Source organism: Psychrobium sp. MM17-31 (assembly GCF_022347785.1).
GTDB lineage: Bacteria > Pseudomonadota > Gammaproteobacteria > Enterobacterales > Psychrobiaceae > Psychrobium.
This window is the reverse complement of record NZ_JAKRGA010000001.1, coordinates 206,441-222,150: the sequence shown is the minus strand read 5'-3', so window position 1 is coordinate 222,150 and position 15,710 is coordinate 206,441. Positions and strand designations below refer to the sequence as shown.

The following is a 15,710-nucleotide window of genomic DNA, read 5'->3' as shown; positions in this document are numbered from 1 at the left end:
ATGCAGCGTGTGCAACATTAGTTGTATACGATGTGACATAATATGTCCACCAAAAATAACTATGTGCGACAACTAATTTTTAGACCAATGGATGTTATCAATAATGACCGCGAATAACACTAACTCTTTGCCTTCTCAATTATTATTATTAAAACAGCAGCGTCTAGAAGACTATAAATTAGCCTATAAAAACGACATTACCAGTATTAATTCAGTTCAATTAGAACAGTTAGGTGAATTTTTAGCAGTCAGTGATTTTGCTCATGCCCAACTATGTAAACACCCAAATTGGCTTGATGACATCATTGCAGACGATTTATTAATTGCTCCGGCGCTTAAGCCAAAGATTGAAGAGCGATTTAATGCCTTGGTGGCACAGGTTACTACTGAAGCACAGCTTGAAAAATGCCTCAGGGACGTACGTAATTTCTTTCAGATCGTCATCGCATGGCGGGATATGGGAAAGTTTGCGCCTATCACTCAATCGCTAATCGATGTGTCAGAGCTCGCTGAAATATTGATTATTGGCGCACGCGATGCGCTCAGTAAATTACTTGAGAGCACATGGGGACTGCCCACAGACAGTAAGGGCAATGTTCAACCATTAATGGTGCTTGGCATGGGCAAGCTCGGTGGCCATGAACTAAATTTCTCATCAGACATCGATCTTATTTTTACCTTTCCAAATCACGGCGAAACACAAGGCGGTCGCCGCAGCACTGATAATCAGCAATATTTCGTTAAACTTGCGCAAAAGCTAGTCAATGCCTTAGACAAAATTACAGTTGATGGCTTTGTGTATCGAGTGGATATGCGTTTACGCCCATTTGGCAATTCAGGTCCTTTGGTAGCGAGTTTCGCAGCAATGGAAGATTACTATCAATCACAAGGCCGAGATTGGGAGCGCTACGCGATGGTTAAATCGCGAATTCTTGGCAATGATGGCGAATACGCAGAAGAGCTAAAACGCTTAATTCGACCTTTCATGTTTAGACGCTACATTGATTTTAGTGCCATCGAATCACTGCGAAAGATGAAGCTGATGATTAGTCATGAAGTTCGCCGTCGTGGCTTAGTCGACAATATCAAGCTGGGCAGTGGTGGCATTCGTGAAGTGGAATTTATTGTTCAAGTCTTTCAAATGATCCGCGGTGGGCGAGAGCCTCAATTGCAAAATCAGTCATTATTGGTGATTTTATCCCGCCTTCAGGCATTGGAAATTATTGACAAAAATGAGTGTGAGCAATTGCGAGAAAGCTATTTGTATTTGCGTTTGTGTGAGCAGACGCTGCAACAAATTGGTGATAAACAAACTCAAACGCTCCCGGACAATGAGCTTGATTGGACGCGCCTGCTATGGGTGTGTGGTGAGCCAGATGAAACATCATTTCGAGACACTCTCAAAGGTCACATGAACGTCGTCGAGCAACAGTTTAGTAATGTCATTGGCCAAGAAGACGAAGATGACGGGACTGAAAGTAAGGAGCATGAATTACTTACTGTTGTCTGCAGCGCGGATGAAGACTTTGATGGCGAGTCCATTTTATTTGAACTCGGGTGTCAAAAACCGCAAGCATTATTTAATGAAATTATCGCCCTTAAAAACGAGCTATCAAAACGCCGAGTTGGTGAGCGTGGTCAAGAGGCAATGACCAAGTTATTGCCACTACTAGTAATGCAATTAATTAACGAGACAAATGCTAGCGATCTGTTTAGAAAAATCGCTAACATTTTAAAAACTATTGCTACCCGAACCGCTTATATTGAATTGTTGCTTGAAAACCCTGGGGCGTTAAAGCAGTTGGTGACCTTGTGTCAGGCCAGTGATTGGATCAGTGAGCAATTAACGCTGCATCCTATTTTACTCGATGAATTACTTGATCCTAAATCGCTATACAGTCCAACACCGCTTGATGAGTACAGTGCACAGCTTCACCAATATTTAATGCGCATTCCCACTGATGATATGGAGCAGGTGATGGAAGGGCTTCGTCAATATAAACAGTGCCAACAATTGCGAATAGCCGCCGCTGATGTGACGGGGGCAATGGAATTAATGAAGGTGAGTGATCATCTTACCGCGCTTGCGCAAAGTGTGGTTGAACACGTGATTAACATTGCGTGGCAGCAATTAATCCAGCGCTATGGCACACCGCAATTTGACGGCGATGACAAAGGTTTTGCGGTCATTGGGTACGGTAAAATGGGCGGCTATGAGCTGGGCTATGGCTCAGATCTAGATTTAGTATTTGTACACAGTGGTAAGAGCGGTACCTATACTGATGGTGACAAGCAAATCGATAGCGCCCATTTTTATCTCAAGTTTGCCCAGCGTATTTTGCACTTATTTAATACGCGCACCGTATCAGGCATTTTATATGAACTGGATATGCGTTTGAGGCCCTCTGGCAGTAAGGGCTTGATGGTGACCCATATCGAGTCGTTTGTAGATTATCAAGAGCAAGAAGCTTGGGTGTGGGAACATCAAGCATTGGTAAGAACTCGCGTGGTTTGTGGCTCACACTGGCTCAATGATCGGTTTAACGAAATCCGTGAAGGAATTTTATGCCAAGTACGCGATAGAGCGGAGTTACAAGGTGAAGTAGCCAAAATGCGCGTGAAAATGCGTGACCACCTAACTCAAGGCAATGATGAGATTTTCGATTTAAAGCAAGACAACGGCGGCATTGCTGATATTGAGTTTATTGCGCAGTTTTTAGTGTTAGGGTACAGCGAGCAATTTGCCAATTTGACCCGCTATAGCGATAATGTGCGGATCTTTGAACAGGCCTTGGCTGTCAATTTGATCAGCGAGCAAGAGCAACAAATCCTTAGTCAAGCTTATCAAGATTATCGCCATAAAGGTCATCGTTTGGTGTTAAATGATTTAAAGAATCAGACGGATGAAAAAGAGTTTGCCGAGCAACGTGAGCAGGTGAGTAACATTTGGCGCCGCCTCATGCTGACAGAGCCTGTGACTTAACACCTATGACTGAAACAGTAGTGCAACAGTCGTAAAGGCATAAAAAAAGCGCTGTAAAAATTACAGCGCCAGTGAGTAAATATTATGCCATGCTAGAAGCCACAGTTAACACCTGGAACCTGGGTTAATACTTCATTCCCTTGGTTGTTGTAGTTAACCAAGTAACAGTCTGTACCATTTAAAACGCGATAAGTTTGCGTTGGCGTATTGTTAACAATAATGGTTTTATTAACAGCAACAGGTGGTTGATAAACTGTTGTACGGTAACCATGGTGATAATACGGCTTTGAATAAGTTGTTGTTACATGAGTACTCGCATTGGCATCCGCTAAGATGCTGCCGATAACAACACCGCCTATAATGCCACCGACTACTGCGCCAGTGTGACTGTGGCGATGGTGGTGACGATGTTTGTGACGCAATTTATGGTGATGTTTCACTTTGTGATGATGACGTTTGTACGAATTGTAATGTTTTTTATGGTGCTTGTTGTAATTGCTATGATGATTAACGCTATGCCCCGCGAAGGCCATTGGTGATAATAACAGTGACGTTGAAATCAAACCGGTAATAGATAATTTTGTCATTAGATTTGTCATATTTACTCTCCAGTGAGCGACGTTATGGATTCATCATAACGTTGTAAACTGAATTCAAACTTAACTATTAGATAATTTCTTTATCTCCTGCCAAAATTGTTGGCCAACTGGACCTAATACTTTGTCCTCTTTTATGATGGCTCTGATTTCCCCAATCAAGCTCTTTTCGAAATCCGCCAGAGCGATTTGTTGTAGTTGGCCGTTGAGTAATTCGTGTTTAATACGAGACTTGGGCACAAATCCTATTCCCATACCAGCAACCAACATGGCTTTTAGAGTTTGTGCATCGCGGGTTTTGATAAGTGGTTTAGCTGAATGGGCACCAAGCTGTTCACTGTCAAAGCTAAAATTACTTTCAATTAAGGTAACACTGGGGTGGTGATACAAATCCGTAATTCTCTCAATTGTTTTATCTTTTAGATAAGATGGCGCAGCGACAACCACGATTTCAAATTCTTCAACAGGTAAAGTTAGATAATCTCCGATACCGTGGAAAAGGTGAAACCACGCGCCGAACGTAATATCTACCTCATCGTTATTAAGTTGTTCGAGTGACGAAAATCGCGAGCCAGCGATTAGTTCAAAGCTGGTGGTGGGAAATTGTGTTTGGAATTTTGCCAGTATGTCGATAATAAACTGACTATCACACAATGGATCATAGCCAACGCGAAACACGGCTTCATGGCCCTGTGCTAGATGTTTACCTACAGACTCTAATTGTTCAGCGCCGAGCAGTAATGATTTTGCTTGGCGATAGAAAACTTTGCCTTGTGGGGTTAATGTTAAGCGATATTTAGAACGATCTAATAATGCAAAACCATATTGTTGCTCGAGTTTTTTAATTGCCATAGATAACGCGGGCTGTGTTTTATGTAGCGCATCTGCCGCGGCTTGAATCGTGCCTAACTCTACAACTTTTTGCAGAGCTTTTAATTGTTCTAGGGTCATTAGAATTAGCTTTGTATAAATTTAATTTATAGTGTCGATAACTTTATATAAATTTTTTTGTATTCTCAAGCAAGTTACTATTGTTTACTGTCGTCTAATTATTAGGATTTTTTCATGTTTAGCCCGCTCTCTAATCGCAAGTCTTTTGCGGTGGCTTTAATCTCTACCTTGTTGTTATCCGCATGTGGCAAAGAAGAAGCGCCTCAAGCTGTCAGTTTCCCGCCTATGGTAAAAATTGTTGATGTTGGAGGCTTGTCTCAAGGCACTATTCGTCAATTTCCTGCGCAAGTAGAACCCAATAAAGACAGCCATCTTGCATTTCGTGTCAGTGGTGAATTAGCGCAGTTTGCGGTTAAAGCGGGTAATCGCGTGTCAAAAGGTCAGTTATTGGCGAAACTCGATGATCGCGACTTTAAAATTCAGCTTAATGATCGCAAAGCGCGCCACGCTCTTGCTAAATCACACTACGAGCGCGCTAAGCAGTTGCTCGATCGTAAACTTGCTTCTCAGGCGCAGTTCGACGAGGCAAAGGCTAACTTGCTTGTTGCACAAGCAAATCTTAATAGCGCGAAAACGGCATTGGAATATACCTCCCTATATGCTCCTTATGATGGCGTAGTCGCTAAAGTATTTACCGAAAATCTGCAGAACGTACAAGCGCAGCAGGTCATTTTGAATATGCAAAATGTTGACAGCGTTGATGTTTCGATTCAGCTTCCTGAGCGATTGGTGGCCGTGGTTAATAAAGATTCAGGCTATTCACCAACGGTGGTCTTTGACTCATTACCTAATAAAGAGTTTAAGGTAACAGTAAAAGAATGGGACGCGCAGGCCGATGCGGCAACTCGCACATTCAAAGTTGTATTTACCTTAAAGTTGACCGAGCAAGACAATATTTTGCCAGGGATGTCTGGCACGCTGTATGCCGATTTAGCGCAAGTGACTAAGCGCGATTACAACCAAATTGTGGTGCCAGTATCAGCAGTATTTGCGGCCGATGATAAGCAAAGCAAAGATAAAGTACGTTACGTGTGGGTGGTAAGTGATGACATGAAAGTAAGTCGCCGAGGAGTCGAAGTGGGCACGCTGACTGGTGATGGTATTGTCATTAAAAGCGGTTTGGCAGGCGATGAAAAAATAGTTGCTGCAGGTACTCATTATTTATCTGAAGGTGATGAAGTGCGCGCATGGTCTCGTGAGCGAGGCCTATAATGGATATTGCAAAACTCTCGATTAAAAATTCGGTAATTAGCTGGATGTTTGCCGCGCTGCTGTTAATTGGCGGCGTCATTTCCTATACCGATTTAGGACGCTTGGAAGATCCTGAATTTACTATCAAAGAAGCGATGATAATTACCACTTACCCCGGCGCTAGCCCGCTGCAGGTAGAAGAAGAGGTCAGTTATCCGATTGAAAATGCCCTGCAGCAACTGCCGTCGATTAAAAAAATCCGCTCAATTTCTACGCCGGGCATGTCACAAATCATCGTTGAGATGAAAGGAACTTACCGTAAGCAAGAGCTACGTCAGATTTGGGATGAAGTACGTCGTAAAGTTAATGATTTAGCAGGTAACTTTCCACAAGGTGTGAATACCCCGCAAGTTAAAGATGATTTTGGTGATGTATTTGGGGTAATGCTGGCGTTAACTGGGCAGGGTTACAGTAACGAAGAGCTGAAAGATTATTCTGACTTTTTACGCCGCGAACTGGTGCTCGTTGACGGTGTGAGTAAAGTTGGCGTTGCTGGCACCCAACAAGAAATGGTTGTGGTGGAAATATCTCGTAGCAAGCTCGTGTCGCTTGGCATTCCGCAAGCCAATATTTTTGAATTGCTCCGCACTCAAAATACCGTGTCTAACGCTGGAAAAATCAAAGTGGGTGAGGAATCAATTCGCTTCCACTCTACTGGCGAATTTAGCGATGTTAAAGAATTAGAAACACTGATTATTTCCGCGCCGGGTGCTAGTGAACTCATTTATTTAGGCGATGTTGCCAACATCAGCCGCGAATATAATGACGTGCCAAACCATATTACTTATTACAATCAGCAACAGGCTTTGTTGATCGGCGTTTCCTTTGCTTCTGGTGTTAATGTGGTTGAGGTTGGCGAGCGTTTGAGTCAGCGTCTAGAAGAGCTCGAGTATTTTAAGCCGCTGGGGTTGGAGATAGACACGGTTTATAACCAACCTGTTGAGGTTGAAAACTCGGTCTCAGGCTTTATTTTAAGCCTCGTTGAAGCTGTGGCTATTGTTATTTTAGTGCTGCTTATCTTTATGGGACCACGCAGTGGCTTCCTCATCGGTTTGATATTGATGATTACCGTCTTCGGTTCTTTCATCTTTATGAAACTGATGGACATTGAATTGCAGCGTATTTCTCTTGGGGCGTTGATTATTGCATTAGGGATGTTGGTGGATAACGCCATCGTTGTCACTGAAGGTATCCTCATTGGTAAGAAGAAAGGCCGCACCACCATCGAAGCAGCGAGCGATATCGTTAAGCAAACCAAGTGGCCGCTACTTGGCGCGACTATAATCGCAGTAACTGCCTTTGCGCCAATTGGCTTGTCGTCAGACGCAACTGGCGAGTTTGCCGGTAGCTTGTTCTGGGTACTATTGATTTCACTGCTGCTTAGCTGGGTAACGGCAGTTACCTTAACGCCATTTTTTGCCAACTTATTATTCGGTAAATCAAAAGCAGGCGCGCAAGAGCAAGAGGATAGTGATCCTTATCAAGGCGCGATGTTTGTCGCCTATAAGAAATTCGTTAATTTTTGTATTCGATTTAAGGCGCTGTCGGCCATTGCGATCGTTGCCATTTTAGTAGTGTCGGTGATTGGTTTTGGTCAGGTTAAACAATCATTTTTCCCTGCATCGAATACGCCGATGTTCTATGTCGATCTGTGGCGCTATCAAGGCTCTGATATCCGTGAAACACAAAAGGATATCGCAAAGCTAACAGAGCACTTAATGAAGCAAGAAGGCGTTGAACAGGTAACGTCTACTGTTGGTCAGGGCGCGTTGCGATTTATGCTGACTTATGGTCCTGAAAAAGCTTATTCGGCGTTTGGACAGCTCATTGTTAGAGCGGAAGATCGTGAAAAGCAGCTGGTGATAATGAAAGAGTTGCGGGGCTATTTACGCGATAACTTCCCGGATGCACTAGCGAAAATCAAGCCGATGGAAATCGGCCCGCCAGTGGAATCGAAAATCGAGGTACGTTTCTCTGGCCCAGATCCTGATGTACTCAGAGGCCTTGCGGCGCAGGCTAAACAAATTTTATTGAATAACCCTGCGGCATTTAATGTACGCCACGACTGGCGTCAGCGCAGTAAAACCATTCGTCCGATTTTCAATGAAGCCGCTGCTCGTCGTGTCGGAATCACCAAAGCGGATCTAGATGATTTGCTGTTAGTCAGCTATACAGGTAAAGCAGTAGGTTTATATCGTGATGGTACGCAAATGTTACCTATTGTGGCGCGAGCACCTGACAACGAACGATTATCAGTTGATAGCTTAAATGCACTGCAAATTTATAGCCGCAGTTTAGGGCGCTATATTCCGGTGAGCCAAATCGTTGATGGATTTGAAACCCAGTGGGAAGATGCCATTATTATGCGCCGCGACCGCAAGCGCACCATTACCGTGAAAGCCGATCACGACGTGCTTGGTGATGGTACTGCGGCACAGGTATTTAACCAAGTTCGTCCGGTGATTGAAGCGATTGAAGTGCCTCGCGGTTATGTCTTGGAGTGGGGCGGTGAGTACGAAAGCTCAACTGACGCACAAAAGGCATTGATGGGTGGTCTGCCGTTAGGCTATTTGATCATGTTTATGATCACCGTATTCTTGTTTAATTCAATCCGTCAGCCGTTAGTGATTTGGGTAACTGTGCCGATGGCTATTATCGGTGTAGCTGGTGGCCTATTGGTGATGCAAGCGCCGTTTAGCTTTATGGCCTTGTTAGGCCTGCTTTCTTTGACGGGAATGCTGATTAAAAATGGCATTGTGTTGCTGGATCAAATCAATATTGAACTCGAGTCTGGCTTAACCCCCATCGATGCTATTTTAAATGCTGGTGCGAGTCGTGTTCGTCCTGTTGCAATGGCGGCAATAACAACCATTTTGGGGATGATTCCATTGCTGTTTGATGTGTTCTTCCAGTCAATGGCGGTAACCATCATGTTCGGATTAGGTTTTGCGACAATCCTAACACTCGTTTATGTCCCGGTGTTTTACGCGATGTTTTTTGGCATAAAACATCGATAAACGGCATTAAATTTCACGCTCAAGAAGGCGCAGCTAACCACTGCGCCTTCTTTTTTTACGTGAAAATCGTTATGTTAAGACTGTCGAGAAGAGAGCAACAACACAAAATCTTACAAACTCATGCGAGTTCATTACAATTTGCTCGGATGTTATTTGCTATATTTCGTCGACTTTTACTTTCAACTCATTGGTAGGATGCCGACATGGCGACAAAAAAGCAGAAATTTCTCCCCTTCCTAATACTTTTGATTTCAGTGGGCGTTGCCATTGGCTTTGTAATGCTGAAAGAGCCACCAGAAGAAAAAGTGCCAGAAGAGTTTGTTCAGGTGGTAAGAACCAAACCTATTGAAGTGACAGATCTTGTGATGACTGTGAACTCTCAAGGAATGATCATGCCGGAAGAGAAAACGGTGATGGTGGCACAAGTAGGCGGAAAAATCGTAAAGCTTGCGCCAGCGTTCAGACGCGGCGGCATGGTTAAAGCGGGGGATGTCTTAGCTTGGATTGACGATAGCGACTATCAAACACAGCTCGTGGAAGCTCAAGCTAATTTGGCCTCGGCACGTGCTGCGCTACAACAAGAAAAAGCAAAAGGGCGTGTAGCTGAAGTTGAGTGGGAGCAAATCACTAACGCTAGCCCATCTGAGTTGGGCTTGCGCAAACCACAACTTGCCCAAGAAGTTGCTAGAGTGCGCGCTGCAACCGCTGGCGTATCACGTGCAGAGCGCAATTTATCTCGCACTCAGATTATCGCGCCTTATGATGCCATCATCGATACTCGTAATATTGGTTTAGGCAGTATTGTCGGCAGTGGCAGCGTTATTGGCGAGCTATCGCGCACCGATATTGCGCAAATTCGTTTACCCATCGCTGATAAAGATATGGGGTTCTTAAATTTTCAGGGCATTGATGCCAAGGTGACCTTATCGGCGTTATTCAATGGTGTCCCGACACAATGGCAAGCACGTATTGTCCGCAACGAAGGCATTATCGACAGCAAATCACGAATGAACTACTTAGTTGCTGAAGTGGTCGCGCCATACACACTAGAAAAACCACTACGCTTTGGTAGTTATGTTACAGCGCAGATCGATGGCATTGTGATTCCTAACGCCAGTATTGTGCCTCGTCATTTAGTTGAAGCGCGTGGTTTAGCCTTTGCCACGCAAGATAATAAATTACATTTCGAACCTGTATCCGTTGTAAGGCAACAAGGTGACAACGTGATTATTGCGGGTGATTTAAGCAACTATCGCAACATAATTGTTAGCGCTCTTGATGCGCCCGTAGAGGGGATGAAAATCTCGGTGATGGCTGAATCTTCAGCACAAGACGCGCAATCTGTAGCAGTGAGTGAGGCCAAATAATGGAAGCCGTTAACGACACTAAAGAAAAAGGCCTCATCGCGTGGTTTGCTCGCAACAATGTTGCAGCAAATTTATTGATGATTTTTATTATCGTCGGTGGTTTGATGGCGTCCTTAATTGTGCGCAAACAGATGTTTCCACTGGAAGAGATTAATTGGATTTCGGTGAGCGTTCCTTATTTAGGGGCTGCGCCACAGGAAGTTGAAGAGGGCATTACGGTAAAAGTCGAAGAAGCGCTGGAAAGTGTTGAAGGCTTAAAACGCGTTATTACCTATTCTAATCGAAATTCATCAAGTGCTTGGATCGAAGTCGATAGTGATTTTGATATGCAAGAGGTGCTCGATGAGGTCAAGGTTCAGATTGATTCAATCTCGAGCTTTCCCGATGGGATTGAGCGCCCTGTTGTAACACGTGAGAAATTTCGCCAAGAGGTTATGTACATAAGTTTGTACGGCGACCTATCACCAAAACAGCTGAAAGAACTGGGTAAAGGTATTCACGATGAAATTCAGCAGTTAAGCAACGTAAACATCTCAGATTTTTATAGTGGTTTACCTTATGAGATTGGTGTTGAAATTGATCAGAACAAACTAAGAGAGTATCAGCTGTCGTTTCGTGATGTTGCTAATGCCATTCGTAGTTTTTCATCGAATATGTCTGCGGGGCAAATTCGTGCCGATAATGGCATTATTTCGATGCGGGTTGAAAATCAGGCGTATAACCAGCAACAGTTTGAACAGATCCCAGTAATTACCCTTAGCGATGGTACATTGCTGCAATTAGGTGATTTAGCTACCGTCAACGACGGTTTTATCGAAGGACTGCGTTATGCCAAGTTCAATGGTAAAAACTCAGTGACCTTTTATGTTGGCGCTTCTAGCGATCAGTCGATGACTGCGATTGCTGAGCAAGTCAAAAAGTACATCGATCTTAAAAAACACGAGTTGCCACAGGGGGTCAGTTTAGAGCCTTGGGTCGACATGACGTTCTACCTTAATGGCCGTCTTAACATGATGCTGGAAAACATGGTCTCGGGTGGCGTGCTGGTGTTTCTAATGTTGGCGCTATTTTTACGCTTGCGACTAGCCTTTTGGGTAATGATGGGACTGCCAGTTAGCTTCTTAGGCGCACTATTCTTTATGCCGATGGAGTTTGTTGATCAAACCATCAACGTCACCAGCTTATTTGCGTTCATTCTCGTGCTCGGGGTTGTGGTAGACGACGCAATAGTTGTAGGTGAAAGCGCAAGTGACGAAATTGAGCGTAAAGGTCATTCATTAGATAATGTTGTGCGCGGCGTTAAACGGGTGGCTGTGCCGGCAACCTTTGGTGTATTGACTACCATTGCTGCATTTTTGCCTATGGTAATGAGCAGTGGGCCAGGCTCTGCGATGTCTCAGGCGATTGGTTATGTGGTGGTCTTGTGTTTGATCTTTAGTTTGATTGAATCAAAACTTATTCTACCTGCCCATTTAGCACATATGCGCATGAGCAATGATCAGCCTAGCGGTTTTATGCATCGCGTACGTAGCACTATTGATGGCGGCTTAAAGCGCTTTGTAGAAAACAGCTATCGCCCAATTTTAACCAAAGCCATCCACTATCGTTACTCAATTTTTATGGGCTTTACCGGCATCTTAATTATTAGCGGAGGCCTGTTTGGTGGCGGTGCTATTCGTTATATTGGTATGCCGTCGGTGCCGCATGATTTTCCACGAGTATCAATTGAAATGAAGCAGCAAGCGTCAGAACAAGCCACCTTGGATGCGATCAAGGCTGTGGAGCAGGTACTGCGCAATATTGATAAGGAAATCGAGCAAGAAATTGGTGTTGGCGCAATTAGCGATATTAACGCGCGTTTAGAGTCTCGCACTTCAGGGGAAGTCATGGTTAAGATGACAGATCCTGAGCTTCGCACTTTAGATACTTTCCAAGTTGCCCAACGCTGGCGTGATGCATTGCCGAATATGCCGGGCGTTAAATCGATTTCAGTGAGCGATAATCTATTTGGCGGCGGCCGTGATGATGGCGATGTTAGCTTTAGACTCGTTGGTAAAAACGATGATGAGCTGGTGGCGGCGACTAAAGCGCTAAAAGACAAACTCAAAAGTTTAAAAGGGGTGTCAGATGTTAATGACAGTCGTCAAAGCGCCACGCAGGAAGTGCAATTTAAACTTAATCCGCTAGCATTTAGTTTAGGTTTAACGCTGCAAGACGTTGCGTCACAAGTGAACTTTAGTTTTTACGGCCTAGAAGCGCAGCGTATTTTGCGCGATACCGAAGAGCTTAAAGTGATGCTGCGTTATCCTAAGTCACAGCGCAGCTCAATTGGCGATATAGACACTACATTAATCAAAACACCAACCGGTGATTACGTTCCACTATCTGAATTGGCAACCATTACCTTAACCGATGGCGTAAATCGCATTCGTCGTGAAGCCGGTCAACGGACCATTAGTGTTTGGGCGTCGGTAGATAGCGCTCAAGTAGAAACTTTTAAGGTTGCTTCTGACATTCGCGATAATTTTATGCCGCAGCTTCTAAAGCTTTATCCAAGCGTTAAAACTGAGTTAGCAGGGCGTATTCAAGAGGAAATGGACGGCGTGTTTGAGCAACTACGCAACTTTGGTATGTCGTTGATGCTGATTTTTGCGCTGTTAGCGATCCCACTGCGCTCATATTCACAGCCAATCATTATTATGTCAGCTATTCCTTTTGGCGTCGTTGGCTCGGTGTTGGGCCACTTACTCTTTGGTCTGGATTTAAGCTTAATGTCAATCTTCGGCATTATTGCGGCTGCGGGTGTTGTGGTTAACGATTCTTTGGTGATGGTGGATTTTGTCAACAAGGCGCGTGAGCAGGGCATTCGTATTAAAGATGCCGTAGTTCAGGCTGGTACTAAGCGCTTTCGGGCGATTATCCTGACCTCGCTAACGACCTTTATTGGCTTAATGCCGATAATCTTTGAGACTAGTTTACAGGCGAAGATCGTTATCCCAATGGCGATATCGCTAGCCTTTGGTGTTTTATTTGCTACCGTAGTTACCTTGATATTTATTCCGTGTTTCTACGTGGTACTAGAAGATGTTAAAGCGCTGCTTGGCCGTAAATCACGTGTTGAAGTTGAGGAGAAAACTTCGTAATAGGCGCATGATTTAATTGCTGTAACTTAAAGCCCAATCCTTTCTAGGTTTGGGCTTTTTTTGTTAGTGACTTTCACTCTAAACTAAGCGCGCAAGAAGGTTATGCTTGTCTAACATCTCATTTTTATCAATGAGTTGTTAGGGGTAGGTGGTTAAATTGCTTTTGTTTAAAACAAAAGCTGTAAGCATAAAAAAGCCAGCGTGATGCTGGCTTTTTAATAATTAACTAATTAGTGGCTTATTTTAAGCCTTTGCTAATTAAGATTAGGTCTTGCTCTTTTAGCGTACCTGCTGTTTGTTTTAGGCTAAGTACTGACAAGATGTATTGGTAACGAGCATCTGATAGTTGACGCTTCGAGTTGTACACTTGGCGCGTTGAGTTTAGAACGTCAACGATAGTACGAGTACCTACTTCAAAACCAGCTTCAGTGGCTTTTAATGCACTGTCAGCAGACTTCGCTGCTTGCTCATAGGCTTTGATAGATGAGATAGACGCGCGAACGTTATTGAAGTTGTTGCGAACGTTGCGCACTACGCTGCGGTGGTCTTGCTCAAGCTTTTGTGCGCTAGCAACATAACCAAAACGCGATTGCTCAACTTGTGATGTCTTAGCGCCACCACTATAAATTGGCACATTTAATTTAACGCCAACTGATGCACCTAATGTCTTATCGCCTTTAAAGTCTTTATCAGCAGATACTGTTGCACCTAGTGTTGGTAGGTGACCAGATTTTGCTAAGTCGATACGCTGCTTAGCGATATCTTGGGCTAAACGGCTATCTAACAATGTTAGGTTGTTTTCTTCAGCCAGCTTGATCCACTCAGCAGATGATGCTGGTTGTGGAATAGCGGCGCTAAATGAATCGGTGTTCAACTCGTCTAAATCACTGTGCTTAAGGCCGGTGATTTCTGTTAGTGCTTCTAAGCTATTTTCTAGGCTGTTTAATGCCATGATTTCGTTAGCTGTCGATAAGTCGAATTGCGCTTGTGCTTCGTGCACATCAGTAAACGCATTAAGACCAACTTCAAAGCGTTGTTTGGTTTGTTCTAATTGACGCTCAATAGCGCGCTTCTCAGCTTGAACAAAAGATAGGTTATCTTTATTTTTTAATACGTCGAAGTAGGCGTTAGCGACACGTAAGATCAGGCCTTGTTGCGCTGCAGCTAGTTGTGCGTCACTGCGAGATGCTGTCTTTTCTGACAAGCTAAGGCTTAGCCATGAGCCGTGTGAATAGATCTGTTGAGTTAACGTAATATTAGCACTACTGTTCCACTGTGAACTCCATTTAAAGCTGCCAGTTGCGTCATTACCACCAGTACCTGCGCTGATAGAACCAGAAATCTGTGGTAATAATACGGCGCGAGATTCGTTAATTGCTTCGAAGCTAGAGTCACGGTTTGCTTTAGCTTGTTTGATTTGCGGATCGCCTTGTAAGGCTTGCTGATAAATTTGATGCAATCCATCTGCATTGGCTGTCATAGAAAGTAAACCTAAGCTTACTGACAACATGAGTTTATTTAATTTAGAGCTCATTTGAAATCCTAAGGGTTATTTGGATAATTTGTGCTTAATTTAAGCGTTTTTACGTCACTTAACCAGTCGCCAAGTGTAACAGTTTGTTTTATGCGATAAACGTCGACTTTCTCGTTGAAAGTCATAGCGTTTCTCGAAATTTTCGTACTAGCCATAGTAATGGTGTCTAAGCTAACACATTTCAAGTTATACTGCGCAATAATAATGTAATTTTACCCCGCAAGATGTAAATCTTTGTAAAGGTTAGTGTATTAATGAAATCCTTTTCTAAAAATGACGTTAATGTCGTGAAGAAAGAAGTGGTCTTTCAAGGCTATTTCCGCATGCTCAAATATTATTTCACTCACGCGTTGTTCGGTGGCGGCACCAGCGACATTGTTGAACGTGAACTATTTGAGCGGGATACCGCAGTTGCGGTCATACCTTACGATCCCGTGCGTGACCAGATCGTGATGGTTGAACAAATCCGCGTTGGCGCTTTTGAACACGACGTCAATCCATGGATGGTTGAATTGGTGGCCGGCATGATAGAGGAAGGCGAAGAGGCGGATGATGTTGCTAAGCGCGAACTGTTTGAAGAAACTGGATTGAAATGTCAGCGGCTTGAAAAACTGTTCAGTTATTTGGTGAGCCCAGGCGGCACTTCGGAGCGTATAGATTTATACATTGCTCATGTTGATGCGTCAAAGGCTGCTGAAATAGCCGGTCTTGAAAGTGAGTCAGAAGATATTAGAACACTGGTTATGGACGTAAATTGCGCACTTGAACAATTGAGCCAAGCCAAGTTCCAAAATGGTGTTACTATAGTGGGCTTGCAATGGTTGGCGCTTAATCATCAGAAGATGAAGGACAAATGGGCGTCTTAACG

At 43.9% G+C, this 15,710-nt stretch carries 9 protein-coding genes; 6 read left to right on the top strand and 3 right to left on the bottom strand.

From position 1 onward, the window contains the following. The first annotated feature begins 103 nt into the window (after positions 1-103). Complete coding sequence (gene glnE / locus MHM98_RS00875) at positions 104-2,983, top strand: bifunctional [glutamate--ammonia ligase]-adenylyl-L-tyrosine phosphorylase/[glutamate--ammonia-ligase] adenylyltransferase (RefSeq protein WP_239437150.1); 2,880 nt, start codon at positions 104-106, stop codon at positions 2,981-2,983. Positions 2,984-3,075: 92 nt separating this feature from the next. Here glnE and MHM98_RS00870 read toward each other — a convergent pair whose 3' ends face one another. Both MHM98_RS00870 and MHM98_RS00865 read right to left on the bottom strand, forming a co-directional pair. Next, a complete protein-coding gene (locus tag MHM98_RS00870; protein WP_239437144.1) occupies positions 3,076-3,570 on the bottom strand; it encodes a hypothetical protein in 495 nt (164 codons plus the stop codon). 72 nt (positions 3,571-3,642) lie between these two features. Further along, on the bottom strand, positions 3,643-4,530 hold the full coding sequence (locus tag MHM98_RS00865; RefSeq protein ID WP_239437142.1) for a LysR family transcriptional regulator: 888 nt from the start codon (positions 4,528-4,530) through the stop codon (positions 3,643-3,645). A 114-nt stretch (positions 4,531-4,644) separates the two neighbouring features. On the opposite strand from MHM98_RS00865, the gene MHM98_RS00860 reads away from it, so the two are divergent. The 4 genes from MHM98_RS00860 to MHM98_RS00845 all read left to right on the top strand — a co-directional run bounded on the left by MHM98_RS00860 (position 4,645) and on the right by MHM98_RS00845 (position 13,308). Next, a complete protein-coding gene (locus tag MHM98_RS00860; protein ID WP_239437140.1) occupies positions 4,645-5,742 on the top strand; it encodes an efflux RND transporter periplasmic adaptor subunit in 1,098 nt (365 codons plus the stop codon). Then, positions 5,742-8,798 (top strand): efflux RND transporter permease subunit, encoded by a 3,057-nt coding sequence (locus MHM98_RS00855; RefSeq protein WP_239437138.1) that lies wholly within the window; start codon positions 5,742-5,744, stop codon positions 8,796-8,798. Before MHM98_RS00860 ends, MHM98_RS00855 begins: the two co-directional genes overlap by 1 nt. Before the next feature lie 203 nt (positions 8,799-9,001). Continuing rightward, entirely contained in the window at positions 9,002-10,165 is a 1,164-nt protein-coding gene (locus tag MHM98_RS00850) for an efflux RND transporter periplasmic adaptor subunit (protein WP_239437136.1), read from the top strand. Continuing rightward, on the top strand, positions 10,165-13,308 hold the full coding sequence (locus MHM98_RS00845; RefSeq protein WP_239437135.1) for an efflux RND transporter permease subunit: 3,144 nt from the start codon (positions 10,165-10,167) through the stop codon (positions 13,306-13,308). Before MHM98_RS00850 ends, MHM98_RS00845 begins: the two co-directional genes overlap by 1 nt. A 238-nt stretch (positions 13,309-13,546) precedes the next feature. On the opposite strand, the gene tolC is transcribed toward MHM98_RS00845, so the two are convergent. Next, positions 13,547-14,842, bottom strand: coding sequence for an outer membrane channel protein TolC (gene tolC, locus MHM98_RS00840; protein ID WP_239437132.1), 1,296 nt, complete (start codon positions 14,840-14,842; stop codon positions 13,547-13,549). A gap of 254 nt (positions 14,843-15,096) precedes the next feature. Here tolC and MHM98_RS00835 point away from each other — a divergent pair, with 254 nt between their 5' ends. After that, positions 15,097-15,708, top strand: coding sequence for an NUDIX domain-containing protein (locus tag MHM98_RS00835; protein WP_239437129.1), 612 nt, complete (start codon positions 15,097-15,099; stop codon positions 15,706-15,708). The last annotated feature ends 2 nt before the right edge of the window (positions 15,709-15,710 follow it).